Origin of the sequence: Novacetimonas hansenii (genome assembly GCF_014843995.1) — a bacterium.
Taxonomy (GTDB): Bacteria; Pseudomonadota; Alphaproteobacteria; order Acetobacterales; family Acetobacteraceae; genus Novacetimonas; species Novacetimonas hansenii.
Map to the genome: position 1 here is coordinate 347,167 of NZ_CP062147.1, position 25,334 is coordinate 372,500.

Sequence of the window (25,334 nt, forward strand, 5' to 3'; positions counted from 1 at the left end):
CGAGTCTGACTTTTCAAACAGATACTAAGATGTTTATCGTCGCGGGTGTGTGCCGGTTCATCCAAAGGGGGCGATCTACTGTCCGGTCGGACTGTTGAAAATCCATCCAAAGACAGCAGCATTCCTACAGGGCAGCAGAAAGAAGAAGCGTCAGGCACAAGATGACAATGGAAATCAGTGTTTCCGTTCCAGACCACACGACAAAGGTCTGTGCCAGCGACAGGCCCAGATATTCCTTTAATTGCCAGAAAACGGGATCGTTAACCGGGCCAAAGGCGATTGATCCTGCGCCTGTTGCCAGTACCAGCAGTTCCGGTGATACGCCATGCAGGTGGGGGAGTGCTGGTGCGATCAGGTTTGCCGCCGTGCCGGTGGCCACGGTGGCCGATCCTGTCGCAAGGCGGATGATCGCAGCCGACAGGAACGCCAGCAGCAATGGGGACATATGCGCGCCCAGGGCCGCGGATGTCAGGGCTGCGGAAATGCCGCTGTCGATCACCGCCTGTCCGAATCCCCCGCCCGCGCCCACCAGCAGGATGACGAATCCCGTCGGGGCAAGGCAGGATTGAAGGGCATGGGCAATCTGTTGCGGTGTCATGCCCGCAGGCCTGCATAACAGTACGGCCACGGCCAGCAGCGACACAAGGAGGGCGATATTCGTCTCCCCCAGTGCCTGCCCCAGCATATGCCATATCCCTGCGCCGGATATGACCGCCAGCACCTGCCCACCCCCGATCAGCAGGAATGGCAATAAAATGCACAGCACGCTGCGCCCCGGCGGAGCATGGATTCCTGGCGTGGTGCGTATCTGGAATTCCGCTTCCATCGGGCTGGTCGCAATTGTGCCGATGTGACGGATGACAAACTGCGCGAACACAGGCCCGCACAGGATTGCCGTGGGCAGCATGACAAGCAGCCCAAGCATGAGACTGAGTGTCAGGCGGGCATGGTAAATGCCGATGGCCAGCATGATGGCCGGATGTGGCGGCATGACCGCATGGGCGATCGACAGGCTGGCAACCAGGGGCAGGATGGCCATCAGTACAGGCCTGCGGCTTTCCTGTGCCGCGATGAAGCCCAGCGGGGCCAGCAGGACAAACCCCACGTCAAAGAAGATGGGCAGGCCGACAATCATGCCGGTCGCGGCCATGGCCCAGTGCAGGTTGCGTACGCCACATCGTTGCATGACCGAGCGTGCAACCGTATCGGCCGCCCCCGACTGCGCAATCAGTTTGCCGAACATGGTGCCAAAGGCGATCAGGAATCCGATATTGCCCAGCGCGTTGCCTGCCCCGTGCTGGAACGTGGTCACGGCCTGCGCCGGGCTGTGACCTGTCGCCAGCATGACCGCGATGGCCACACCGAACAGCACCAGCAGTGCATTCAGGCGAAAGCCGGCGATCAGGACAATGATCATCCCGATCGCACATCCCCCGATGGCAAGGGCATGGGTCAAGGGCATCTTGGTGGTCCCGGGTGGGGAATGTCACATGCGCGGTGTGCGATCATGTCACGTCATGGGGGTTTTCCACGATGGGCCAGATCCGGCGCGTCAGCTTGGTGTATCTGGTGCGTTTCGGGTCGGATGGGTAATGCGTGCCCGCATCGACATAAAGGACTGCGGCGGCAATCCCGATAAACCCGGCATAGAAATGGTTGGTGGATTTCACCACCAGTACGTCCTTGGCGGTGGGATCAATGCCAAGGTTAGAGAATATGTCCGGCTCGAAACACTGGGTACGGTTGGTGTTCACGATGATGTCGATATGTGTGCCAGCAATCCGGATGACGGCGCTTGCGCCCAGTGGAACCCTGCTTTCGCCAAAGCTCTGCCATGCCGCATCGACGACATTGCGCACTTCGACATCCGCGTCGATCGGGTCCCCGCCGCCGGGACCGGCCTTGCCGCCGATGCGCAGGTGAATCCGTGCGCCAATCCCTGCTGCCTTGCAAAATGCGACGGCGATCGGGTCCCAGATCGTCGCAATCCCCACATTGTCGATGCCCGCATCGATCAGTGCCGACAGCAGCAGCGTCCCGTCCCCCGCGACGCCGCCCCCGGGATTGTCCCAGATATCCGCCAGTACGACCGGCGCGGTGGTCGCAGGGTCGGCAATCGCATCCCGTGCCCGTGTGATTGCCTGTTCGGGGGACAGGGTGTGCATGCGCGTGCTGCCGCGAAAGCCAAATACCTCCATGCCCAGATCATGCGCCAGATGCTCGCCGCCGTCCGGGTCATTGTCCGTTACGACCACAACCTGTGTGCCAAGGTCAGCCACATTCCCCGCAAGGAACCCATGGATGAGGGAAATGGACAGGATCCTGCCCGTGCCCTGTAACGCCACGATCCTGTCCACGAACCCGCGCAATGGTTGTTGGCTGGTGGGCAGGACGTCAATCATCCGGCAGTCGAATGTCGAAATGACCGGTTTTATGTCACGACGTGCCGCGCGCAGGACAATATCGACAAGTTGCTTTGCGCGTTCCATGAAATCAGTGTGCGGGAATTCCAGGAACGCATTCATGGCATCCAGGCTGCGTACGCGTTGTGCGGTGAGGTGACTGTGCGGGTCGAATGTCGCCCCGATCACGACATCTGGCCCAACGCAGTCGCGGATATGCGACAGCAGGTCTCCTTCGCAATCATCGTAACCCTGCGCGACCATTGCACCATGCAACCCCATGACCACCGCATCCACGGGCATGGCGGCACGTAACTGTTCCAGGATCTCGTCACGTAACTCTTCATAGGTCTGGCGTTTGACCAGGCCGCCGGGTTCCGCCCATGTGCAGGTGCCCTCCACCAGTTCGAAATCCCCGTCCGCCCTGCGCGAACGCAGGGCGGGAACTACGGCGGAACAGAGTGTCGGTGTGGGGGGATGCTGCCCCGGTGGGGCATAGAACGCAGCTTTGAATGCGGACAGGTCGGTTGGTACCGGGGAAAAGGTATTGGTTTCGGTTGCAAGTGAGGCAACAAACACGCGCACGTTCATTCTCCTCTGGGTATCAGGGGGTCTGTTTCTGTATTGGAATGATTTATAGTTTTTTGAGAAAATTTTTATGAAATATATTTTTAAAATCAAATATTTTCGAAAATTTACCAATCGGGAATCTTATGATTTCCCTCTTTGCAAAAAGCTGTCTGAAAATTTAGTTTGGGGAGAAAATATAGCTAAAGACGGGAAGTTTTTCGGGGAAGGTTTTTTAAAAGCTTCGGGAAATATTGCCTTTATGAAAAAAGGCAACACCCTGACAATGTGGGATTTTATTATCAATGATCTGTTTTTAAAAGATCTTTGAACAATCCTTATGCCATCATGACCCGCAATATGGCTGTATGCAGGAAAGGGGAGGTCAGCCGATCGGCTTATAGGCGATGGCCTCGATCTCCACCATGATGTCGGCCATCAGGCCGGCTTCGATGGTGGTGCGTGCAGGGGAGGAAACCGGGAAATAGGTTGCATATACCTTGTTGAATTCCTCGAAATTTCCTGCATCGGTCAGGATGGCAAAGGTCTTGACCACGTCGCTCATTTCGCACCCTGCCGTCTTCAGGACGGCGGTAACGTGATCGAGCACGGCAGCTGTCTGCGCCACGATTCCGCCTTCGACAACCACACCATCCACGACGGGCACCTGTCCCGAGACATAGACATAATCACCTGCACGCACCGCCATGGACAGGGGAACGGCGGCCTTGCCAAAAACTTTCTTCATCATAAGGTTCCTATTTTCCAGAATTTATAAAAATATGCTGATCGGAAATGAATTTTCAGGGAACGGGTGGTGACCGGAAACATGTCTGACCTCAGCTTACACCACCACGTGCGATGACAGGCAGGCGGTCAATGACCTTGCCGTCCGAAACAAGGTAGATGTGATCGAACATGTTCGTAACCACACAGGCATGGTTGGGAATGATGCGCACCTTGTCCCCAATGGCGGGCAGGGATGTGCCGCCGCCAGAATGGATGGTGCCGTGTTCCTCGCTCAGGGCGGTGATGCGGCTGTCTTCGTGGCCGATGATATGGCCGTATCCGTCCTGTCCCAGCAGGTCGCTTGTCAGGGTTTTTGTCCCTGCATCAATGATCGCGCGTGTATCGGTGGGGCGGCTGATGACGGTGGCCAGCACACTCAGCGCACAATCCCCGATCGTCGCGGCGCCCGCCGCCACCTGCGAACGGTCCATATAGATATAGGTGCCGGGGCGGTATTCGGTCATGTTACGCATGTCGCCCGCCGTCCACAGGTCGGGTGTTCCCCCAACCGTGATTGCCGGTATCGTGACCCCGGCCGTGTCGAACACGCCGCGTGCCTGTTCCAGCCACGTGTCCGCCTGTGCCTGTTTCCCGGATGCGGGATAGGTCATCAGCCCGGCAAAGCACAGGTTCGGGGCCGCCATGATCCGTTGCGCCAGCGTCAGTGCGTCGTGTGGTGTCTGCACACCGCAGCGATTGCCCCCGGTGTCGCATTCGACAAATACCCGAAGTGCGGGAATGTCCGCACCCGCCGTCACGCGGTCATATCCCTCGATCACCGGCAGGTTGTCGGCCACAACCGACAGATTGACCTGCCGTGCGAGGTTGACGAGGCGCCCAAGTTTGTGCGCGCCAATGATGTTATAGGTCAGCAGGATATCCGACAGCCCTGCCTGCGCCATGATTTCGGCTTCGGTCAGTTTCTGGCAGGTGATGCCGACTGCGCCTGCCTGCACCTGTTTATGGGCGAACCAGGACAGTTTGTGTGTCTTGATATGGGGGCGCAGGCAGAACCCATGTGTGTTGGCGTACTGTTGCGCCCTGTCGATATTGGCCTGTGCCTTGTCGATATCGACCAGTACGGCTGGTGTATCGAGCATATCAATGGAAATGGACATCGTCTTCCCGCGTTTCAGGTGGAGGGGAGATGCCCGCCAACCATTATCGATAATAACCATGTCGAAACATAATGGCGAAGGGAAGTCGTGTAAAATTGTTAACCGTCACGAAAAAAGTATAAAATTCTCACACCCCATGTTTCCATAGAGGGGAAAGCGGTTTTATTTCCATCCGGGGATAGGGCGATGGCATGACCAGAGGGGAGGCCACCATTGGGAAAAATTTCGAAAAGCATCGGCTTTTCAGAAAAGGCGATAGGATAAGATCCAGCATCGTATGAAAATGCCAGGTAAATATTCCGGAATTCTTTTTATAATCAGGATATTTTAAAAATATTACAATTTCACCTGAAGGGTCCAGAATAAATAACCTTCCGCAACAATAGAATTTTGGAAATATTCCTAAAAATCCTTGAAAGACGTTGCCTTTATGAAAAAAGCAACGCTGGAATTTTATTATTATTTATCAACGGGGTGTTTCGCAACGCCCCCTGTCATGAACTGCGGCGACATTTCCCGGAATCCGGTCATGTGTTTCCGGCAGGCGCCGCGTGTCAGTCCTGTCGCAGTTCCGGCGTGCCGAACCGGCGGTTTTGCAGGACGGGCACAATGGTGCGGGCATGTGCGATCCGTTCGTGGGAAATCGAACAGAATGCCAGTGTCGGGGCCTCCCCCGCCTGTACGATTGCAACGCCGAGCGGGTCCACCACCATGCTTGATCCGATATTGCGGTTGCCGCATTCGCTGACGGCGATCATGTAACATGTGTTTTCCAGCGCCCGCGCGGTGACGAGTACTTTCCAGTGTTCTTCCTTGAGTGGCCCGCGCACCCATGCGGCGGGCAGAACCAGCGCATCGGCCCCGTCCAGCGCCAGGCGCCGCGCCAGTTCGGGAAAGCGTACGTCATAACAGGTCATCAGCCCGATCCGGAAACCCGCCACATCGACAATCGGCGGGATTTCCAGACCGGGCGTGACATTACGTGATTCCTGCACGGCAAAAGCATCATAGAGATGAAGCTTCCTGTATTGCGCGGTGATTTTTCCCTTGTGTAGTACAACCAGCGTATTGTGGTAACGTCCCTGCCCATCGGGGACATGCACGCACCCCATGATGGTCATGTCCACGTCACGGCTTTCATGCAGCAGGCGTGACATGAAGGGGCCATCAAGCGGTTGGGCGGTCTTTGCGATGATATCGGGATCGGCGATGTCATGCGCCAGGATGCCTTCGGGCAGGACCAGAAGCCCGGCCTTCTCCATCGCGGCCTGCCGGATCAGGCCAAGGATGTGTTCCAGATTGGTTTCCCATCTGGGGGAAACGGCAAACTGTCCAAGGGCGACTTTCAGCATGATATGTCCATGTCGATCTGTGTGGGCTCGGTCCGTGTCGGCAGGCTTTGCGTCAGCGTAATATAAAGCCATGTTGCGGTAAATGTTCCTGCCCGCATCCCGCAGGTTGCGCGGTGATTTCGCCAGATGAATAGGGGGTGTGTGATTCTGAAGTGCGGGCATGCATATCAAATGCAGGTGCCCGGGTTGAATTCATTTCCATTGTCGCCCCGGCGCATTGTATCAATACCGGTATGACCGACACGCAGGCGAGTGGTAATCCGGGTTGTCCTTTTACGGGGCATGGCACTGGCGATGGCACTGGGAATGACAGGGCGCGCAGCACTGGCAATACGTGTCCAGTGGATGGCCATGTCGAGGCCCCGCTGGATGAGACGGCCCCGCGTGACAGCATGCCGACACCTGAGGATGATGGCGCGGGACCGCCGGTCCTGCTGCTGACTGGGGCAAGTCGTGGGATCGGCCATGCCACCGTCAAGCTGTTTCAGGAACGTGGCTGGCGGGTGCTGACGGTATCGCGGCAGGAATTCTCCCCCCTGTGTCAGTGGCGTGCGGCGGGGGATGGCCATATTCAGGCAGATCTTTCCGACCTTGACGCCATTCCCGACCTTGTGGCCGCCGTTCGTGGGTGCCTTGGGAATGGCAGGCTTCATGCCCTTGTCAACAATGCGGGGATTTCGCCCAAGGGTCCGCAGGGCGAACGTCTTGGGCTGATGCGCAGCGATGCGGCCCTGTGGACGCAGGTGTTGAACGTCAACCTTGTGTCAACGGCGTTGCTGGCACGGGCGCTTATGCCTGAACTGGAACGTGCGGGCGGGGCGATCGTCAATGTGACCTCGATCGCAGGTTCGCGCGTGCATCCGTTTGCAGGTGTGGCCTATGCGGCGTCGAAGGCGGCCCTGGCGGCATTGACGCGGGAAATGGCGCACGAATTCGGTGGCCGTGGCGTGCGGGCGAACGCGATCGCACCGGGGGAGATCGATACCTCCATCCTGTCCAAGGGTACAGATACACTGGTGGCGAATGGTGTGCCCATGCGTCGCCTGGGAAACCCCATGGAGGTGGCGGAGACGATCTATTTCCTGTGTATGTCGGCGTCATCCTATGTCAATGGTTCGGAAATCCATATCAATGGCGGTCAGCATGTCTGAGCGGACTGTTTGAAAAATCAGGATCGATAACATACTGAAATCATAAAGGTTTTTGGCGAAGCTTTTTCCAAAAAGCTTCAGAAGACGCCGCCTTTTTGAAAAAAGGCGGCACCCGAAAACTTTTCCTGTTTTTTATCAATGATGTGTTTTCAAACACTCTCTGGGCAGACTGTCATGAAAGACCATCATCATGCATATGAAATGTTTTTGATGACGCACTGATCCAAACGCATCAGGGCGGCCGCGTAATCGTAGCAGGCTGCGGCCCCGGAAAATATGCAACGATCCTCAGTTTTCCGCTGATGGCGTTTTCGCTGAGGCCGCGTCCGTATGTGTGGCCGGGGCCGGGGATGCGCCCGGCGTGGGGGCCGTTGCGATTCCCAGCGTCTGGTGCATTTCCTGCCGGATCTGGTTGCATTTCTTGGTATAAACGCCCGCCTGGGAGGCCGTCATGAAATTGATGACGAACGCCCCGATGAGGGAGCAGAACGACAGCCCGATCACGGTCTTGCCCGTCACGCTTATGACGTCATCGTAACATTGCGCCGAATACCACAGCAGGACAAGGCTGAGTGCGGCGCCAAGGAAGCCGAGGATGCCCGTATAATGGATCAGGGAATCTTCTTCGTTACTGAATGCAAGGGATTGCTGCCACAGCAGGTAGAGCTTTTCATTCATTTCCTCCACCTGGCAGTCATGTTCAAGCTGTGCGGCACTTGTAACCTTGCCCGGCGCACTTCGATGCATGTCAAGTTCCTGCTGGGCCTTGGCAAAGGTGCGTCGCCGTTCCTTGATCGCGGGCAGGCTGATGTCCACAAAGCTGAGAATGGCGACATTCAGCCCTGCCGACAGTTGTACGACGGCCTGAAAATCGCCCCATGTATGGCTCACGTGCTTCTCCCTTTGTTCTCACACGCCCGTGATGGAAATATAGCAGGATGGGAAGCCAGGGCGAGATTGTAAAACCGGTAGGCTGACTTGCATATTCCCCCTGCATCCGTTTCCCCTGTGTCCGTATTTCCCCTGCCTTGTCCCCATGCCGCGTGCGGCTGTCCCGTGCCCCGGCGTCGTTATCGTGCGTGCCGGTGTCATGGCAGGTGGGGCGTATGTTTTCCTTGCGCTGCCATATCGGGCAAAATGGGTGCGTGTCGCATGACCCATGATGGGGCGCATGTGATGAGGCGCGGGGGACAAGGCCATGGCGTTCCCCGGGGGCCACGTTGCGCCGGATTGCCGTATGATATTGCTTTCGGGCGGGATGTCTTCATAACGGGCATCGAAACAGAAGGAAGCCATGGATGCGGTTGCCATGCCATCCGTGTAATGTTTCAAGAAGAGAATGAAGGGGGGCTGCGCCCATGGCCGCGACGTTTGAGACGCATACGATCTACCAGATACCCGAAGACCAGCGTTATGGCCGTGTCAGCGATCTCTTCAGCGTCTGGTTTAGCACCAACATGACATTGCTGACGGTCGTGACCGGTGCGCTGGGGCCAACGGTTTTCGGGCTGTCGTTCGGGTGGTCCATGCTGGCGGCGGTGGCGGGGAATATGGTGGGCGCGGTCTTCATGGCCCTGCATGCGGCACAGGGGCCGATGCTTGGCGTGCCGCAGATGGTGCAGAGCCGGGGCCAGTTCGGGTCCTATGGCGCGGTTCCCATCGTGTTGCTGGTGATCGTGATGTATGTCGGCTTTGCCGCGTCCAATTATGTCGTGGGGGGGCAGGCGCTGGTGCAGGCGCTTCCGGGCCTCAACCGTACGGTGGGGGTGTTGACCATCGCGGGTGTCAGCCTTGTGCCGTGCTGTATGGGATATCGCGCGATCCATGTGATTTCCAAGGTCGTAAGCTGGCTGGCCGGTGGGGTGGTCCTGTTGTGCATCGCGCTGGGGCTGTGGCGGTTTTCGGGCGGGATGCTGATGGATATGCATGGCTCGGTCGCGGGGATCTTCAGCGCATTTTCCGTCTCCGCCCTGTGGCAGGTTGCGTATGCCCCCTATGTTTCGGACTCGTCGCGTTACCTGCCCAACAGTGCCGTATCGGTGCGCAACACGTTCATCGCGACCTATGCGGGTACGGTCCTTGGCACCATCCTGCCGATGATGCTGGGGATCGTGCTGGCGTGCCAGTGGTCGGACCTGACCACGGTGGAGGCACTGGCGCGGTTATGTGGCGGGGGGGCTGGCATCGTGCTGGTGGTTCTGTCGCTGGCGATTACGCTGGGCAATGCGATGGGGGTGTATTGCGGCGCGTTATCGACCATCACGGTGGTGCAGACCTTTCGTCCCGACTGGCATCCCGCGATGATCAGCCGCGTCGTGGTCACGCTGTGCCTTGTGGCGCTGGCGCTGGTGATGGCGTTTGGCATGAGCGCCAATTTCATGAAATCCTATGCCGCGTTCCTGGATATCCTGATGGCGGTCATCGTGCCGTGGACGGCCATCAACCTGACCGATTATTACCTGTTGCGTCATGGGGATTATGACGTTGCCTCGTTTTTTCGTGTCGATGGGGGATGTTACGGCTATTTCAACATGCCTGCCGTACTGTCCTATGTCGTGGGGGTGCTGGTGGAACTGCCGTTCCTGAAAAATGACCTGTATATGGGGTTCTTGCTGCCAATGCTGCATGGGGTTGATATCTCGTGGCTGGTCAGCCTGATCGTCACCACGGTGGTGTATGTGGTGCTGTATCGTGGCGGAAGCACGCGCGCATCGCGGCGGCAGGCCGCCTGACAGGCGACCGCGCCCTTTTGCCCCCACCTGTGTTTCCTGCCAGGAAACACGGACCAGCCCTGCCGCCGGTCGCGCCGGTGGTATCACGTATATTTCCGCCCGGTGCCCGGGCGTTGCACGCAAACAGGACAGACCATGCCGGAGACGATCGACCATCAGACCCTGTGCCGCCCCGAGGTCAGGACGCTGCCCCGCTATAATGCGGGCCTGTCCGAAGATGCGGTGAAGCGCCGGTTTGGCGTGTCGGAAATCAGCAAGCTGGGCAGTAATGAAAATCCGTATGGTCCCTCGCCCGAGGTACTGCGGCAGTGGCCCGCGCTGGCACAGCGTCTTTTCCGCTATCCCGATGCCGGGGCGACCGGCCTGCGTGAAGGGATCGCGCGTTTCAACGACATCGCCCCCGACCGGGTGGTCATTGGCAATGGGTCGGAACAGATCATCCGCATGATCGCGGAAGGATGGCTGTCACCGGGGGAACGGGTGGTGACGGTGCGTCCTGCCTTTGGCCTGCATGAAATACATCCGCTGCTGATGGGGGCGGTGGTCGATGCGGTGCCGGTTACGCCAGGGGCAGAATTCGATATCGACGGCCTGTGCCATGCCCTGTCGCGCCCGGCCAAGATCCTGATCTTTTCCAATCCGTCCAATCCTGTCGGCTGCATGATGACGGCGGATGCCCTGCGTCGGGTCATCGCGGCGTGTTCGCCCCGGACGTTGATCGTGGTGGATGAGGCGTATCGTGAATATGCCGAAATAGATGCCGATTATCCCGATGCGCGCGCCATCCTGCGTGAACAGGGGCGGCCGTGGCTGTGCCTGCGCACTTTTTCAAAGGCATATGGCCTGGCCGCCCTGCGTATCGGCTATGCGCTTGCGTCCTCGGCTGAGGTCGCGTCTGTGCTGGAGACCGTGCGCGATACGTTCAATACCACCATGCCCGCGCAGGAAATGGCCACCATCGCCCTGACGGACCCCGATCATATGCGCGCCTGCGTGGCCCGTACGGTGGCATCGCGTGCCCGCATGGCCGCTGCCCTGCGGGCCATGGGCCTGTTTGTCGCGCCTGCCCATACCAATTTCCTGTTCTTTCGCACCGCGCATGACGCCATGGATGTGGCGGGTGCATTGCTGCGCCATGGGGTGATTGTCAAACCGTGGAAGGAAAAGGGATTCGAAAACTGGATCAGGGTCAGCGTCGGCCTGCCGCATGATAATGAACGGTTCCTTGCGCATCTGTCCGCAGTGCTGGCGCAGGCAGGGGACAGAAAGGCGGTTTGAAAAGACAGGAGGGGAATAACAGGCCGGAATGATGAAATCTTTGAAACCTGTTGCCTTTATATAAAATCCAACATTCAGGGAATGTTACCATTCCTTATGAATTTTTGTTTTCCCAACGGCTTTAAAAAATTTCTGTCAGGTGGGGAGATGATCGGTTCCAGGAAGTGGTATTTGAAAATATTAAATATATTCTGGATATTTTTGAAAATATAATATCAGAGGGTCTTTGAAAAATCAGGCTCGATAACATCCTGAAATTATAAAAGTTTTTGGTGAAGCTTTTTTCAAAAAGCTTCAGAAGACGCCGCCTTTTTGAAAAAGTCGGCACCCAAAAACTTTTCTTGTTTTTTATCAATGCCCTGTTTTCAGACACTCTCTCAGGGAACGTTTGTTTTTCCGCGTCAATGCGTTATTTTGAAGCAGTTTCTTGACTGTTTTTGGTATGGTGTCACGCGAATTACGTTGTGCGTGGCGCAGATATGTTGCGCAATCTGATGGGGGCATCCTACTATCGCGGGCCTGGCTGGCGGTTTCGTGTCCCCTGTCATTTGCTTTCCTGTCGTTTCCCTGCGCTGCAAGCCTTATGGAGTTCCCGATGCGCACGACCTTCCTTCCGACGCTTCTGGCTGTGGTGGCGGGTGCCACTGTGCCGGGGGGTGATGCGATGGCCCGTGTGATGCGGTGCCTGACGGCATGGCGGCACGCTGCATGACCGAAGCCGTTGCCTCCCGCTGGCAGGACGGATACCTGCCCACACGCCTGTCCTTTGTCGCGGCCCCCAATGAAAGCGCGCAGGCATGGCTTGAACGCCTGACCCGCCAGTATGGGCAGACCCCCCCGGCCCAGGCTGACGCCATGGTCTGCCTTGGTGGGGATGGATTCATGCTGGAGGTCCTGCATATCGCGCTGGATCGTGACATTCCGGTTTATGGTATCAATTGCGGCACGGTTGGTTTCCTGATGAACCCGACCGTGCCAGAAAACCTGCCTGCCCATCTTGCCACCACGCAGGAGGCTGTCCTTCATCCCCTGCGCATGCGCGCAACCACCCGCGATGGCATGGTGACGGAGGCACTGGCCCTGAATGATGTCTTCTTGTTCCGTCAGACGCGTCAGGCCGCCAAGATCCGCATTGATGTCGATGGGCGACAGCGTCTGGCGGAACTGATCTGTGATGGGGTGCTGATCGCGACGCCTGCCGGTTCGACGGCGTATAACCTGTCCGCGCATGGGCCAATCGTCCCGCTGTCGGCCAATCTGCTGCCGCTGACGCCCATCAGTGCCTTTCGTCCCCGGCGCTGGCGGGGTGCGTTGCTGCCGTCAACGGCACAGGTCAGGTTCACCATACTGGAACCTGACAAACGACCGGTCGCGGCTGTGGCGGATTTTACCGAAGTCCGCGATGTCATGTCTGTGGAGATACAAGAAGATCGCACCCGGCATACGACATTGCTGTTTGATCCGGGGCAGAGCCTGTCCGAACGGATCATTGCCGAACAGTTCACGACCTGAACATCGATTTTCCAAATATCGGATTGGTAGAAAAGTCATGAAAATGTCTGGATGCCGCCTTTTCCCCAAAAGACAGGTCCATGAACATGCTGGAATTGGGAAAAGTTTTTGGGGGTCGAATTTTTTCAAAAAGGCGGCGTCTTCTGAAGCTTTTTAGAAAAAGCTTCACCAAAAATCTTTATAATTTCAGGATGTTATTGAGCCTGACTTTTCAAACAGTCTTGCAGGTCTTTGACTGTGGTCTGGGAATTATAGCGTGATGCATCCTGTATCGCAATAATATCTGGTGTTAAGAGTAATATTAATCAAGTTTATTAATAAATATTAGTGATTTCTGCCCAATAAATTCTTTGTAAGTGTCTTTATGACTGCGGTCGATCCAACAGTTTATAAATGACTCTAAAAATATTGTAGCCACCATGTCACTTTATTTTTCATTATTTTCTATTTTCTTTTCTATTAGGGAAAAGATCTTTATTTTTTCACGATCAGAAAAGCGAATGAAGTCCTTACAAAGCAGGCGGCCCAAATCTGCCAAAATCATAGGCAGATTATCCGCACTCCTTTGCGAAATAAAATTAGAAATATTATCGGAAATACATGACATATCTGTTAGTTTATTTATTAATTGTTCCATATTTACCTACTTTCTATCGCAAGGTGCAGAGGCCGCCCGGCATCGCGGATACGGACTGGCGTCATGCCCAGCACATCCCCATCCACCTGCACCGGGACTGGCGTTGCGGCATGGACCTCTATGTCGTGTCCGGTCACGATCCGCACATCATGCATCCGCTCCACCCGCCCCAGCAGCAGCGCGCATCCCATGCGCAGGGTGGCCAGAAGGCCTTCCGTTTCCAGCATGATGACGCGAAACCCCGCCTCATGCTGCATGCCGGTGTGGCAAAGGACGAACCGCCCGCCATACAGGCGTCCCTTGGACACCACGACGCCATGGGCGTGGTGCGTGGTGCCGTCCACCTGTACCTGCAACGTCGTAAAACGGTAACGCAGCGCCGCGCCGAACATGGTCAGGACATAGGCCGTGCGTCCCACCATGCGTTTCAGGCGTGACGGCAGCCCGTGTACCACACAGGCGTCGAACCCGATTCCGGCCATCTGGACAAACAGGCGGGCATGTTTCGTATCCTCCGCCATGCCAGGCCATATGGTCGCGCTGGCGCCCGACAGGATCAGACGTGCCGCCGCCTGCGGGGCAAAGGGTATGCCAAGTTCACGGGCCAGAACGTTCGCACTGCCCGCCGGGAAAATACCCATGCGCTGCTGTGTCCCGGCAAGGACCTGCGCCACTTCGGCAATCGTGCCATCCCCGCCCGCGGCGATGATGCAGTCGGTCCCGGCCGCCCCCAGGGCCTGGCGTGCCAGTTCCTGCGCATGGCCCGCATGGCGCGTCGTCAGGACCCGCACCTGCGCCCCACCCGCGCGCAGGGCGGCGATGAACCGCGCAAGTGGTCTGCGCCGCCTGCGTCCCGCCGTGGGGTTGACGATGATGCATGCCCGCATGCCCGTGATACCCTTCATGTTCTTTCGCCGGGGCGCTGCATGACCGGATAATGGCGTCGTGTTCTAATGTAGATCATTGATAAAAATCATAAAAATTCGACTATCATCTTGTTCTGGCTGTAAGAGATTGTTTGAAAATAAGTCATTGATAAAAACAAGAAAAATTTTTGGGTGCTGCCTTTTTTCAAAAAGGCGGCGTCTTCTGAAGCTTTTTAGAAAAAGCTTCACCAAAAACCTTTATAATTTCAGAGTTTTATCGATCCTGACTTTTCAAACAGTCTCTAAAAGACTTCACCAGAAACTTCCTATCATTTTGCGTGATGTGGCGTGTGGGCGATCACATGGTGGCGGGCGTGATGTGCTGCCCTGTCAATGTGCTGGGGCAGGCGATAGGATATGCCAGCTTTTTTATATGGGATGGTCATGGCGCATTCTTCTTCCTCCCGCCTCGTGATTCTGGCGGCTCTGGGGGGTAATCTTCTCGTGGCGGCGACCAAGTGCGTCGCGGCCTATATCACCGGCAGTTCCTCTATGCTGAGCGAGGCGATCCATTCCCTTATCGATACCGGGAACCAGGCGCTGCTGCTGGTGGGAATGCGGCGCGCGGCGCGTCCGGCCACGCTTGCGCATCCGTTCGGCTATGGGCTGGAACTGTATTTCTGGACCTTTGTCGTTGCCCTGCTGATTTTCGGGCTGGGGGCCGGCATCTCGTTCTTCGAGGGCGTGACCCACATCCTTCACCCGCAACCAATGGCGCATGTGCTGGTCAATTATATCGTGCTGGGGCTGAGCATCCTGTTCGAGGGATCGGTCTGGGTCATGGCGCTGCGTGCGTTCCGTCGCCATGGCAAGGGCCGTCTTGGCTGGGTCGAAGCCGTACAGCGCAGCAAGGACCCGACCGTCTTTACCGTCCTGTTCGAGGATACAGCCGCGCTGGCGGGCCTGTTCGTGGCGCTGGTGGGCAATGTGCTGTCGGAAACGCTGGATATGCCGCTGCTGGATGGTGTGTCCTCCATCATCATCGCGCTGATCCTTGCGGTGACGGCTGCTTTCCTGGCGCGCGAATCGCAGTCGCTGCTGACGGGCGAAGGTGTGGCGCCCGAAGTTCTGGCGGCCCTGCGTCGCATGGCGCTGTCGGCGCGTGGGGTGGACCGCCTGAACGAAATCCGTTCCATGCATTTCGGGCCGCGCGATGTGCTGGTGGTCATCAGCATTGATTTCCACAATGACCTGTCCGCAGGCGATGTGGAGGCAACGGTGTCCGAGCTTGAACGCCAGATCAAGCAGACCTATCCCGAGGTCACGCGCGTCTTTATCGAGGCACAGGACAACCGCAGCCAGCAGTCGGCCGTCATCCCGACCGCGCCGTGATGCATGTGAAAGCTGCTGATGCGCCTGAAAAGGCAGGGCAGGCCCCTTGCCCCTGAATAAGGATACACAAGAGACTGTTTGAAAAGATAAGTCCGATAAGATATTGAAATAATAAAAGTTTTTGGTGAAGCTTTTTCCAAAAAGCTTCGAAAGACGTTGCCTTTTTTGATCGAAAGGCAACACAAAAAACCTTTGAAAGATGTTGCCTGTTAAGAAAGGAGGCAACATCCAGTGGGTTGCGGCCATGCCATTATCAATGGGGATATTTTCGACCAATCTCCAAACCAGGGTGACGCCCGGAAATATCAGTGCTGTTCGGCACGGTGCCGGGGGCTTGTCATGAAAGGTCCATAATCAGCCAACAAAGTCCGCCGCCGCATATCCCTGTGCGAACAGCAGAGTACGCAGCGTGGTATGGTTGACCTGGCTGCTGATCGCCTGTCGCACGGCAGGCTTGGCATGGAATGCGATGCCCAGCCCCGCTTCGCGCAGCATGGCAAGGTCGTTTGCCCCATCGCCCACGGCCATCGCCTGTCCAATATGCAGACCATGTGCCAGCGCCAGCCTGCGCAGGTGCGCAAGCTTTGCGTCGGGGCCAAGGATCGGCTGCCCGACCTTGCCGGTCAGGTGGTCGCCCTCGATCATCAGGGTATTGGCGTGCTGTTCGTCAAATCCGCACTTTTCCGCCACGCGGGAGGTAAAGAACGTGAACCCGCCCGATACCAGCGCCGTGTGTGCGCCATGCCTGTTCATCGTGCGCACCAGTTCCCGCGCACCGGGATTGAGACGTACGTCCTTCCATGCCGCCTCCAGCAAAGTGGCGGGCATGCCGCGCAGCAACCCGACGCGTTCACGCAACGCGGCCTCAAAATCCATTTCCCCGTTCATGGACTGGCGCGTGATCTCGGCAATGCGTTCACCGATACCCGCATGCCGTGCGAGGTCATCCAGCGTTTCGCAATCGACGATGGTGCTGTCCATGTCCGCAACCAGCAGCCCCTTGCGCCGTCCATGGGCGGCAACGACGATGGCGTCGAGGGCGCGGCGCGAAAATTCCTCGCGCAGGGGGGCAATATGCGGCATGTCGCCCGTGCCGGGCGCGGGGCACGGGATCTCGACCGCTTCGCCTGCCGACAGGATGGTGGGGGTTCCCCCCCCGGTCATGTCGCGTGCAGTGGCAATGTCCGCCGTGCTGAGCGATGTGGCGTCGCGATGCGCGACAAGGACGAGGACGTGGGTCGGGGAGGAGGAGGATTCAGCCATGATGTCCGGGCATGTGGCAGGGATGAGATCATGACGCAAGGCACCGAAACGGGCCTGCGTCCCGCCGTGATCGTGGCAGGCCCCACCTGTTCGGGCAAGTCCGCGCTGGCGCTGGCGCTGGCGCGCGTGATTGGCGGCACCATCATCAATACCGATTCGATGCAGGTCTATCGCGAATTGCGCATCCTGACGGCCCGCCCCACGGTGGCGGAGGAAGCATTGCTGCCGCATCGCCTGTATGGCGTGTTGCCCGCGGCACAGGCGGGGTCGGTCGCATGGTGGCGCGAACAGGCCCTGCATGCGGCGGATGAGGCATGGCGGGCCGGGCGTATCCCGGTTTTCTGCGGTGGGACGGGGATGTATTTCCGCGCCCTGACCGACGGTCTGGCCGATATTCCTGACCCGCCCCCCGAAATCCGGGCGGAAGCCCGGGCTGCCGTGCTGGCCGAAGGTGGCCCCGCGATCCATGCCCGCCTGATGGCGGTCGATCCCGAAACCGCGTCCGCCCTGCGTCCCGGTGATACGCAGCGCATCGCGCGCGCGTGGGAGGTCTGGCGCGCGACGGGGCGGGGCCTGTCATGGTGGCGCACGGAATCGGTACTGCCGCCGTTGTCCGCGCGTTTTGTCTCCGTGCGCCTGTCGCCGCCGCGTGACCTGTTGCGGCAGGCGATTGCCGCGCGGTTTGTGGCGATGATGGAAAATGGTGCGGTGGAGGAAGTGCGCGCCCTGCTGTCATGCCACCTGTCGCCCACGTTGCCTGCGATGCGTGCGCATGGCGTGCCCGAACTTGCCGCCATGCTGCGTGGGGAGATGTCGCGCCAGGACGCCATCACCCGCGCGGTGCAGGTTACGGCGCAATATACCAAGCGCCAGTCCACATGGTTTGCGCACCATTCCCTCGCCGCGGAGGCACGGACCTGTCTCCATGACGGCAGAATCACATCAGGTGCGCAACAAATGGAAAGAGATAAGCGGAAAATTATTTCTTTTGTTATTAATTGCATTGACGCCGGGGGCCGCTTTCGCTTAAACCCGGCCCACATTTCGCCCGCTGGGGGTGCCGTCCTTCCTGACGGGACCGGGGCGAAGGAGTAAGGGACATGAACGCAACAGTGCAGCATACCGCCATCCGGCCCGACGCCCGCGCCACGACTGTGGACCCCACCGTCATGTCCGGCGCGGAAGTACTGCTGCGTGTTCTTCAGGATGCGGGGGTAGAGGTCGTCTTCGGCTATCCCGGTGGGGCGGTCCTGCCGATCTATGACGCGCTGTTCCGGCAGGATGCGATCCGCCATGTCCTGGTCCGTCATGAACAGGCCGCCGTCCACGCGGCGGAGGCATATGCCCGTTCCACCGGAAAGGTGGGCGTCGTACTCGTCACCAGCGGGCCGGGCGGGACGAATACCGTGACCGGGCTGATGGATGCGCTGCTGGATTCGATTCCGGTCGTGTGTTTCACCGGACAGGTCGGCGTGCCCCTGATCGGGACCGATGCCTTTCAGGAAGCGGACATTACCGGCATCACCCGTCCGGCGACCAAGTTCAACTACCTCGTGCGCAGGGCGCAGGATATCGCCCCTGTCGTGCAGGAGGCATTCCATATCGCGCGGACCGGGCGTCCGGGGCCGGTGCTGGTGGACCTGCCAAAGAACCTGATGGTCGGTCCCGCCCCCTATGTCGAACCGGCGCCCGTCCTGCATCCGTCATACCGGCCCCGTTTCGAGCCAGAACGTGCCGCCGTGGCGCAGGCTGTCGCCGCGATGAAGGCGGCGCGCCGTCCCCTGTTCTATACCGGTGGGGGCGTCATCAATTCCGGCCCCAGGGCGGCGGAGCTGCTTGGCCGTCTGGTGCGGATGACAGGTTTCCCATGCACCTCCACCCTGATGGGGCTGGGCGGGTTTCCCACCACGGACCGGCAGTTCCTTGGCATGCTGGGCATGCATGGTTCGTACGAGGCGAACCTTGCCACCCATGACTGTGACGTGCTGGTCGCGCTGGGGTCGCGCTTTGACGATCGTGTCACAGGACGCCTTGATGCGTTTTCGCTGGGATCGTTCAAGATCCATGCCGATATCGACCCTGCGCAGATCGGCAAGATCGTGCCGGTTGACCTTGGTATCGTGGGGGATGCGGGTCGCATCATCGAAATGATGATCGAGGAATGGGAACGTACCCCCACCCCTGCGGCGCAGGCCGGCGATATCGCGCAATGGTGGGCGCAGATCGGTGAATGGCGCGGTCGTGACAGCTTTGGCTTCCGTCAGGACATGACCCCGTCCGCCATCATCCGCCCGCAATATGCCATCAGCCGCCTGTATGAAATGACGCGCCAGACCGGACGTGACACCTATGTCTCTACCGAGGTGGGGCAGCACCAGATGTGGGCGGCGCAGCATTTTCAGTTCGACCGGCCCAACCACTGGCTGACGTCGGGGGGGCTGGGCACGATGGGATACGGCCTGCCTGCCGCCGTGGGCGCGCAGGTTGCCCATCCCGACGCACTGGTGATCGATATCGCGGGGGAGGCATCCACCCTGATGAACATTCAGGAACTTGGCACGATCGCGCAGTACCGCCTGCCGGTGAAGCTGTTTATCCTGAACAACGAATATATGGGCATGGTGCGGCAGTGGCAGGAACTGCTGCATGAATCGCGCTATTCCGAAAGCTATAGCGCGGCGTTGCCGGATTTTGTCCGCCTTGCCGAAAGTTTCCATGGGCGTGGCCTGCGGGCGACATGCGTGGGCGAACTTGATGGCGTCATCGCGGACATGCTGGCCCATCCCGGTCCGGTCGTCGCGGATATCCGCGTTGCACAGGAAGAGAACTGCTATCCCATGATCCCTTCGGGGGCGGCGCATAACCAGATGCTGCTTGGCCCCGATCAGGATGATGGGGTGGAAGTCAGCGCCGAGGGACGGATGCTCGTCTGATCCATCCCCATGGAGCGGTTGCGCCGTTCCGGTCCGTCTGTCATGTCCCGCACCCGGTCCTGGTGGCGGGGCGGAAACCAAAGTGCAGGAAACAACATCATGACCACCCAGCAGGAGGTTGAAACCTCCGCGGTCATTTCCATACTGGTCGAGAACGAGAGCGGGGCGCTTGCCCGTGTGCTCGGCCTGTTTTCGGGGCGCGGCTACAATATCGAAAGCCTGACCGTCGCCCCGGTGGATGAAACGCGGCGCATGTCGCGCATCAATGTGGTGACGACGGGCACCCCCCATGCCGTCGCACAGGTCAAGGCACAGTTGGAGCGGCTGGTCCCGGTCTATCGTGTCGCGAACCTGAGCGAGGGCGGCCCCCATGTCGCGCGTGAACTGGCGTTGGTGAAGGTTGTCGCAACCGCCGAGGCCCGTGCCGAGTCCCTGCGCATTGCCCAGGCGTTCCGTGCGCGCGTCATTGACACGACGGCCACGTCCTTTGTGTTCGAGCTGACCGGCTCGCCGGAAAAGCTGAATTCGTTTATTGACCTCATGCGTCCCTTGGGGCTGGCTGAAATATCGCGTACCGGTGTCGTCGCGATCAGCCGGGGCCCGGAAACGCTGTAACGCAGGTCCCGGTTTTTTCCTTCATTTCGAACAGTTTACTACACAGGAGTATTCCCATGCGCGTGTATTATGATCGCGACGCCGACGTGAACCTGATCAAGAGCAAGAAGGTCGCCATCATCGGCTATGGCAGCCAGGGTCACGCCCATGCCAACAACCTGAAGGACTCAGGTGTTTCGGACATCGTCATTGGCCTGCGTCCCGAATCCAGTGCCGTCGCCAAGGCCGAGGCCGCCGGTTTCAAGGTGATGACCCCCGCCGATGCGGCCAAATGGGCCGATGTCGTCATGGTCCTGACGCCCGACGAAGGGCAGGGCGCGCTGTATAAGGACGCGCTGGAAAAGAACATGAAGCAGGGTGCCGCGCTGGCATTCGCGCATGGCCTTGCGATTCATTTCCGCATCATCGAGGCGCGTCCTGACCTTGATGTGTTCCTGATCGCGCCCAAGGGCCCCGGCCACACCGTGCGTTCCGAATACCAGAAGGGCGGCGGCGTCCCGTCGCTGGTTGCCGTGGCGCAGAACGCGTCGGGCAATGCGCTGGAAATCGCGCTGTCCTATGCCTCTGCCAATGGCGGTGGGCGTGCGGGCATCATCGAGACGACGTTCAAGGAAGAGGTCGAAACCGACCTGTTTGGTGAACAGGCCGTGCTGTGTGGTGGCCTGGTGGAGCTGATCCGCGCCGGTTTCGAAACGCTGGTGGAGGCGGGCTATGCGCCGGAAATGGCGTATTTCGAGTGCCTGCATGAAACGAAGCTGATTGTTGACCTGATCTATGAGGGCGGCATCGCGAACATGAATTACTCCATCTCCAACACTGCCGAATATGGTGAATATGTCTCTGGCCCGCGCGTCATCACGCCGGATACCAAGGCGGAGATGAAGAAGATCCTGACCGATATTCAGGATGGCACGTTCGTGCGTAACTTCATCCTTGAAAATCAGTCCGGTAACATTGGGTTCAAGGCGACGCGCGCGCGCAACAACGACATGCAGATCGAAAAAGTGGGCGAGAAGCTGCGCGCCATGATGCCGTGGATCGGCAAGAACAAGCTGGTGGACAAAAGCCGCAACTGATCGCGGGCCAAGGTCACTGCATTATCGGGGCCATTCCCATGGTCCATCGCGAACGCCGTCCGGGTTTCCGGGCGGCGTTTTGCATTGGGGGCACATGCTGCGGGTTCGGCAGGTACGGTCAGGGGCATGGGACATGAGGTATGGCTCATGGGGGAGGCGATGAATTTATTGTATTGTCCCGGTGCGTTCTGCAGGCGTGACAGGCGGGGGTGTGCAATGCAACCATGGGCATGGCCTGTGATGGGCTGGTTGCAACTGTGACGGAGTTATCTGCCAATGGTGGATTTTGTGATTCCTCCCCCCACCCAGCCCACGGTTGGTGTCAGCATGACGGAGGCGCTCTTTCCCGTGCGCCGAATCTGGTGTGTGGGACAGAACTATGCCGCCCATACGCGTGAAATGGGGGGGAATCCCGAACGGACGGAACCATTTTTCTTTGCCAAGCCGGGGGATGCGGTGGTGCCCGGTGGCGGCCTGCTGGATTTTCCCGTTGCGACGTCCGACCTGCACCACGAGGTCGAATTGGTGGCATGCATCGGGCGGCATGGGGAAAATATCGCGGCGGACAAGGCGCTGTCCCATATCTATGGCTATGCCGTGGGGCTGGACATGACACGCCGTGACCTGCAGGCGGTTGCGAAGAAGGCGGGGCGTCCATGGGCGTTGGCCAAGGGATTTGATCAGTCCTGTCCCATTGGCACCATCCGTCCGGTTTCCGAAATCGGCCATCCGGCGAAGGGGCGCATCAGCCTGAGTGTGAATGGCGAGGAACGGCAGGTAGGGGACCTGTCGGACATGATCTGGTCGGTGGCGGAAATCATTGCCGCCCTCAGCCGTTTTGTCGCCCTCGCGCCGGGCGATCTCATCATGACCGGCACGCCATCGGGCGTCGGCCCGGTGGGACGCGGCGATGTCCTGCACGCCGTATGCGCGGGGGTAGGGGAACTCAACATCACATATGGCAGCTAGAGCAGATCCTGTTTGAATACGTGCCTTCAAACAGGTGAAGATGCTCGTAAAAACCATCAACCGGAGCATTTTCACCGAACCGGTTTTCGGTGGAAACGCTCTGGCGCGCCTGACCCGTCCGCACCCGTCACGCACGGGCCATCATCCTTTCATATCATCCGCACGGGAGAGACAGATCATGCATTATCGTCAGCTTGGGCGCTCCGGCCTGCGCATTTCCACCTTTACGTTGGGAACGATGACTTTTGGCGGCAAGGGAGACTTTGCCAAGACGGGGGATACCGACCTTGCCGGGGCAAAGCGCCAGATCGACATGTGCGTGGATGCCGGGATCAATATCTTCGACACCGCCGACATCTACTCCGCTGGTGTGTCAGAGGAAATCCTTGGCGCGGCGCTGAAGGGCCGTTCGTCTGACCTGCTGGTCAGTTCAAAGGCCCGCTTCACCATGGGGCCGGGGGCAAATGATGCGGGATCATCGCGTTATCACCTGATCAGCGCGTGTGAAGCCAGCCTGAAACGGTTGGGGCGTGACCATATCGACCTGTATTACCTGCATGAGTGGGACGGTCAGACGCCGCTTGATGAAACGCTGGAGGCGCTCGATACCCTGACGCGCAGCGGGAAGATCCGCTATGCGGGGGTTTCGAACTTTTCCGGCTGGCACCTGATGAAGGCGCTGAGTACTGCGGAACGCGATCGCCTGATCGCCCCGGTGGCGCAACAGATTTATTATTCCCTTCAGGCGCGTGAGGCGGAATATGAACTGCTGCCCGTGGCGGTGGATCAGGGGATTGGTGTGCAGGTCTGGAGCCCGATGGCCGGTGGCCTGCTGTCGGGCAAGTACCGGCGTGGCAAACCGCAGCCAACCGGCACCCGCCAGATCGAGAAATGGGGCGAGCCCCCTGTCTATGACATCGAAAAGCTTTATGACGTGGTCGAAGTGCTGGTTGCCATCGCGGCGGAACGCGGGGTTTCGGCGGCGCAGGTCGCGCTGGCCTGGGTGGCGCACCGTCCTGCCATTACCTCGGTCGTGATCGGGGCACGTACGGATGCGCAGCTTGCCGATAACCTGAAGGCTGCCGAACTGAGCCTGAGCGCCGAGGAGATGGCACGCCTGAACAAGGCCAGCGCGCCGCCGGTGCTGTATCCATACTGGCATCAGGCCAGCACCGCATCCGACCGCCTGTCGCCTGCCGACCTGCTGCTGCTGGCCCCCACGATCGCGGAACGCGCGAAAGACGGAAAGGCCTGAGTCCCACATGCTGTTCCCCCTGCCATTTCGATGGAAGGGCAGGGGGCGTTTGGCGGGATAATGTTTTGTGGGGGCAGTATGGCGCCTTCCCCGCAGATCACGGCATTAATCAACAGGCCCGTATATTCGTAGGCTCGGCTGGCACTGTTATCTGAATGACGGATCGTTTCATTCAATGGCAAGGATTTCCCGAAATCTGGGAATTATTCTCTCTCGTGGCATGAAAACCTTGTCCGCATTGTCTTTATCACATGTTCTGCCGGTCCGGGGATCAGGCGTCATGATTATGGGGTCTCATATTCATCGGAAGTATTCTTGATGAAATGCAGGAATTAAATATATTATTATTCTGCAATGGGTGTCGTAATCTGGCGTAATTTACGTATCATCCGTTTTATAATTCATGGCGAAAGAACTGTATTACCCAGACCCAATGACCTTGGCCCACGTGCTGGAGCAGAAGGATCAGGGGCAGTTATATCAAGCCAATGGTTTGCCTCTATTCCTGAAAATCTGCGGCTCATAAAGAATTTGTGGCCTGTTCAGGACATCGAATGCCTGTTGATGGGGGCAGCCTTAATCATGGTCACAACCTTGATCGCAGGATACGCGTTGTGCGAATGGCCGCCCGGAGAAGAAGTCACGCCAGCCTTGATGCAGATTAAGTAGCATCTCACCAATCAGTGATCATACTGGGATGATGGATGTGACCGATGCTGCGCGGGATTGAAAGAGGGGCATGGAAACATGGGAGTGTCATCTTGTAATAACATGCATCCATACCCAATTGTGAAACCAGCCGCTGTGCCGTTGCCTCTCTTTATGGGACGGCAGCAGCGGACCTGATTTTGTCGCCTGAGGATATAGGGACGGGGGATTTTATGAATATCGAGAAATTTACGGAACGTTCGCGCGGCTTCCTTCAGGCTGCGCAGACTATTGCCATGCGGGAATATAATCAGCAGCTTACGCCTGAGCATTTGCTAAAGGCGCTGCTTGATGATGATCAGGGGGCCGCATCCGCGCTGATCCGCGCCGCCGGGGGACAGCCGCCGGCCATCGCCGCTGCCGTGGACACGGCGCTTGCCAAACTGCCGAAGGTGCAGGGCGGTGGCGCGGGACAGCCAAGTGCTACGCCAGATCTCGTGCGCCTGCTTGATGCCGCCGAACAGGCCGCGCAGAAAGCCGGGGACGAATATGTGGCGCAGGATCGTCTGCTTGCCGCCATTGCGGCATCCGAAACGCCTGCCGGTCAGGCGCTGCGGGCCGGTGGTGCCACGCCGCAGGCCCTGGACAAGGCCATCGCAACCATCCGCAAGGGACGCACCGTGACCAGTGAAAACGCCGAAGCCAGTTTCGATGCGTTGAAGAAATACGCCCGTGACGTGACCGAGATCGCCTTGCAGGGCAAGCTTGATCCCGTCATC

21 protein-coding genes and 1 pseudogene (1 of these 22 running past the window's edge) are annotated in these 25,334 nt (G+C 58.5%); 13 read left to right on the forward strand and 9 right to left on the reverse strand.

Translation table 11 applies throughout. The features are described from left to right. Window positions 1-124: 124 nt before the first annotated feature. Together IFJ82_RS01495 and IFJ82_RS01500 are read right to left on the reverse strand one after the other, a co-directional pair. Window positions 125-1,462, reverse strand: coding sequence for a GntP family permease (locus IFJ82_RS01495; protein ID WP_192265355.1), 1,338 nt, complete (start codon window positions 1,460-1,462; stop codon window positions 125-127). A 43-nt stretch (window positions 1,463-1,505) separates the two neighbouring features. Continuing rightward, complete coding sequence (locus tag IFJ82_RS01500) at window positions 1,506-2,987, reverse strand: M81 family metallopeptidase (RefSeq protein WP_192265357.1); 1,482 nt, start codon at window positions 2,985-2,987, stop codon at window positions 1,506-1,508. A 73-nt stretch (window positions 2,988-3,060) separates the two neighbouring features. Here IFJ82_RS01500 and IFJ82_RS01505 point away from each other — a divergent pair, with 73 nt between their 5' ends. Continuing rightward, window positions 3,061-3,300, forward strand: coding sequence for a hypothetical protein (locus tag IFJ82_RS01505; RefSeq protein ID WP_192265359.1), 240 nt, complete (start codon window positions 3,061-3,063; stop codon window positions 3,298-3,300). A 54-nt stretch (window positions 3,301-3,354) separates the two neighbouring features. Here the strand turns inward: IFJ82_RS01505 and IFJ82_RS01510 are convergent, their stop codons facing one another. From IFJ82_RS01510 to IFJ82_RS01520, 3 genes are all read right to left on the reverse strand, one after another. Further along, window positions 3,355-3,720 (reverse strand): RidA family protein, encoded by a 366-nt coding sequence (locus IFJ82_RS01510; protein ID WP_192265360.1) that lies wholly within the window; start codon window positions 3,718-3,720, stop codon window positions 3,355-3,357. An 88-nt stretch (window positions 3,721-3,808) separates the two neighbouring features. After that, complete coding sequence (locus IFJ82_RS01515; RefSeq protein ID WP_062809671.1) at window positions 3,809-4,876, reverse strand: D-TA family PLP-dependent enzyme; 1,068 nt, start codon at window positions 4,874-4,876, stop codon at window positions 3,809-3,811. Window positions 4,877-5,430: 554 nt separating this feature from the next. Further along, a complete protein-coding gene (locus tag IFJ82_RS01520) occupies window positions 5,431-6,228 on the reverse strand; it encodes a deaminated glutathione amidase (protein WP_192265370.1) in 798 nt (265 codons plus the stop codon). A gap of 233 nt (window positions 6,229-6,461) precedes the next feature. Between IFJ82_RS01520 and IFJ82_RS01525 the strand changes: the two genes are divergently transcribed. Continuing rightward, window positions 6,462-7,379, forward strand: coding sequence for an SDR family NAD(P)-dependent oxidoreductase (locus IFJ82_RS01525; protein ID WP_338042243.1), 918 nt, complete (start codon window positions 6,462-6,464; stop codon window positions 7,377-7,379). 381 nt (window positions 7,380-7,760) lie between these two features. Here IFJ82_RS01525 and IFJ82_RS01530 read toward each other — a convergent pair. Next, window positions 7,761-8,270, reverse strand: a pseudogene (locus IFJ82_RS01530) (hypothetical protein); the annotation flags it as partial. 467 nt (window positions 8,271-8,737) lie between these two features. On the opposite strand from IFJ82_RS01530, the gene IFJ82_RS01535 reads away from it, so the two are divergent. From IFJ82_RS01535 to IFJ82_RS01545, 3 genes are all read left to right on the forward strand, one after another. Next, window positions 8,738-10,111 (forward strand): purine-cytosine permease family protein, encoded by a 1,374-nt coding sequence (locus IFJ82_RS01535; protein WP_003616500.1) that lies wholly within the window; start codon window positions 8,738-8,740, stop codon window positions 10,109-10,111. A 135-nt stretch (window positions 10,112-10,246) separates the two neighbouring features. Further along, on the forward strand, window positions 10,247-11,389 hold the full coding sequence (locus IFJ82_RS01540) for an aminotransferase class I/II-fold pyridoxal phosphate-dependent enzyme (protein ID WP_003616497.1): 1,143 nt from the start codon (window positions 10,247-10,249) through the stop codon (window positions 11,387-11,389). 708 nt (window positions 11,390-12,097) lie between these two features. Then, complete coding sequence (locus tag IFJ82_RS01545; protein ID WP_062810062.1) at window positions 12,098-12,901, forward strand: NAD kinase; 804 nt, start codon at window positions 12,098-12,100, stop codon at window positions 12,899-12,901. A 427-nt stretch (window positions 12,902-13,328) separates the two neighbouring features. Here IFJ82_RS01545 and IFJ82_RS01550 read toward each other — a convergent pair whose 3' ends face one another. After that, window positions 13,329-13,538, reverse strand: coding sequence for a hypothetical protein (locus IFJ82_RS01550; RefSeq protein ID WP_192265373.1), 210 nt, complete (start codon window positions 13,536-13,538; stop codon window positions 13,329-13,331). A 2-nt stretch (window positions 13,539-13,540) separates the two neighbouring features. Then, entirely contained in the window at window positions 13,541-14,443 is a 903-nt protein-coding gene (locus IFJ82_RS01555) for a diacylglycerol/lipid kinase family protein (RefSeq protein ID WP_003616493.1), read from the reverse strand. Between the two features lie 405 nt (window positions 14,444-14,848). Between IFJ82_RS01555 and IFJ82_RS01560 the strand changes: the two genes are divergently transcribed. Then, window positions 14,849-15,796, forward strand: coding sequence for a cation diffusion facilitator family transporter (locus IFJ82_RS01560; protein WP_192265375.1), 948 nt, complete (start codon window positions 14,849-14,851; stop codon window positions 15,794-15,796). Window positions 15,797-16,150: 354 nt separating this feature from the next. Here the strand turns inward: IFJ82_RS01560 and serB are convergent, their stop codons facing one another. Then, window positions 16,151-17,059 (reverse strand): phosphoserine phosphatase SerB, encoded by a 909-nt coding sequence (serB, locus tag IFJ82_RS01565; RefSeq protein ID WP_075595510.1) that lies wholly within the window; start codon window positions 17,057-17,059, stop codon window positions 16,151-16,153. A 30-nt stretch (window positions 17,060-17,089) separates the two neighbouring features. On the opposite strand from serB, the gene miaA reads away from it, so the two are divergent. The 7 genes from miaA to clpB all read left to right on the forward strand — a co-directional run. Continuing rightward, the gene (miaA, locus tag IFJ82_RS01570) at window positions 17,090-18,154 is read left to right on the forward strand and encodes a tRNA (adenosine(37)-N6)-dimethylallyltransferase MiaA (RefSeq protein WP_192265377.1); all 1,065 of its coding nucleotides are present in this window, start codon (window positions 17,090-17,092) and stop codon (window positions 18,152-18,154) included. Window positions 18,155-18,159: 5 nt separating this feature from the next. Continuing rightward, window positions 18,160-19,992, forward strand: coding sequence for a biosynthetic-type acetolactate synthase large subunit (gene ilvB, locus IFJ82_RS01575; protein ID WP_192265379.1), 1,833 nt, complete (start codon window positions 18,160-18,162; stop codon window positions 19,990-19,992). Window positions 19,993-20,091: 99 nt separating this feature from the next. After that, window positions 20,092-20,607: an acetolactate synthase small subunit gene (gene ilvN / locus IFJ82_RS01580; protein WP_003616478.1), complete on the forward strand. Its 516-nt coding sequence runs from the start codon at window positions 20,092-20,094 to the stop codon at window positions 20,605-20,607. Between the two features lie 56 nt (window positions 20,608-20,663). Beyond that, window positions 20,664-21,683, forward strand: coding sequence for a ketol-acid reductoisomerase (gene ilvC / locus IFJ82_RS01585; protein ID WP_003616475.1), 1,020 nt, complete (start codon window positions 20,664-20,666; stop codon window positions 21,681-21,683). Window positions 21,684-21,959: 276 nt separating this feature from the next. Further along, a complete protein-coding gene (locus IFJ82_RS01590; protein WP_062809665.1) occupies window positions 21,960-22,652 on the forward strand; it encodes a fumarylacetoacetate hydrolase family protein in 693 nt (230 codons plus the stop codon). A 178-nt stretch (window positions 22,653-22,830) separates the two neighbouring features. Next, a complete protein-coding gene (locus tag IFJ82_RS01595; protein ID WP_192266257.1) occupies window positions 22,831-23,907 on the forward strand; it encodes an aldo/keto reductase in 1,077 nt (358 codons plus the stop codon). Window positions 23,908-24,788: 881 nt separating this feature from the next. Further along, window positions 24,789-25,334 carry the start of an ATP-dependent chaperone ClpB gene (gene clpB, locus IFJ82_RS01600; protein WP_192265381.1) on the forward strand. 2,058 nt of this gene lie beyond the right edge of the window, so 546 of the gene's 2,604 nt are visible here — the first part of the coding sequence; it begins with the start codon at window positions 24,789-24,791; its stop codon lies beyond the right edge, outside the window.

Bases quoted from the DNA above. Each gene is read 5' to 3' on its own strand.
- IFJ82_RS01495 (WP_192265355.1), bottom strand. From the start codon at position 1,462: ATGCCCTTGACCCATGCCCTTGCCATCGGGGGATGTGCGATCGGGATG.
- IFJ82_RS01505 (WP_192265359.1), top strand. From the start codon at position 3,061: ATGAAATATATTTTTAAAATCAAATATTTTCGAAAATTTACCAATCGG.
- IFJ82_RS01510 (WP_192265360.1), bottom strand. From the start codon at position 3,720: ATGATGAAGAAAGTTTTTGGCAAGGCCGCCGTTCCCCTGTCCATGGCG.
- IFJ82_RS01515 (WP_062809671.1), bottom strand. From the start codon at position 4,876: ATGTCCATTTCCATTGATATGCTCGATACACCAGCCGTACTGGTCGAT.
- IFJ82_RS01520 (WP_192265370.1), bottom strand. From the start codon at position 6,228: ATGCTGAAAGTCGCCCTTGGACAGTTTGCCGTTTCCCCCAGATGGGAA.
- IFJ82_RS01525 (WP_338042243.1), top strand. From the start codon at position 6,462: ATGACCGACACGCAGGCGAGTGGTAATCCGGGTTGTCCTTTTACGGGG.
- IFJ82_RS01535 (WP_003616500.1), top strand. From the start codon at position 8,738: ATGGCCGCGACGTTTGAGACGCATACGATCTACCAGATACCCGAAGAC.
- IFJ82_RS01540 (WP_003616497.1), top strand. From the start codon at position 10,247: ATGCCGGAGACGATCGACCATCAGACCCTGTGCCGCCCCGAGGTCAGG.
- IFJ82_RS01545 (WP_062810062.1), top strand. From the start codon at position 12,098: ATGACCGAAGCCGTTGCCTCCCGCTGGCAGGACGGATACCTGCCCACA.
- IFJ82_RS01550 (WP_192265373.1), bottom strand. From the start codon at position 13,538: ATGGAACAATTAATAAATAAACTAACAGATATGTCATGTATTTCCGAT.
- IFJ82_RS01555 (WP_003616493.1), bottom strand. From the start codon at position 14,443: ATGAAGGGTATCACGGGCATGCGGGCATGCATCATCGTCAACCCCACG.
- IFJ82_RS01560 (WP_192265375.1), top strand. From the start codon at position 14,849: ATGGCGCATTCTTCTTCCTCCCGCCTCGTGATTCTGGCGGCTCTGGGG.
- serB (WP_075595510.1), bottom strand. From the start codon at position 17,059: ATGGCTGAATCCTCCTCCTCCCCGACCCACGTCCTCGTCCTTGTCGCG.
- miaA (WP_192265377.1), top strand. From the start codon at position 17,090: ATGACGCAAGGCACCGAAACGGGCCTGCGTCCCGCCGTGATCGTGGCA.
- ilvB (WP_192265379.1), top strand. From the start codon at position 18,160: ATGAACGCAACAGTGCAGCATACCGCCATCCGGCCCGACGCCCGCGCC.
- ilvN (WP_003616478.1), top strand. From the start codon at position 20,092: ATGACCACCCAGCAGGAGGTTGAAACCTCCGCGGTCATTTCCATACTG.
- ilvC (WP_003616475.1), top strand. From the start codon at position 20,664: ATGCGCGTGTATTATGATCGCGACGCCGACGTGAACCTGATCAAGAGC.
- IFJ82_RS01590 (WP_062809665.1), top strand. From the start codon at position 21,960: ATGGTGGATTTTGTGATTCCTCCCCCCACCCAGCCCACGGTTGGTGTC.
- IFJ82_RS01595 (WP_192266257.1), top strand. From the start codon at position 22,831: ATGCATTATCGTCAGCTTGGGCGCTCCGGCCTGCGCATTTCCACCTTT.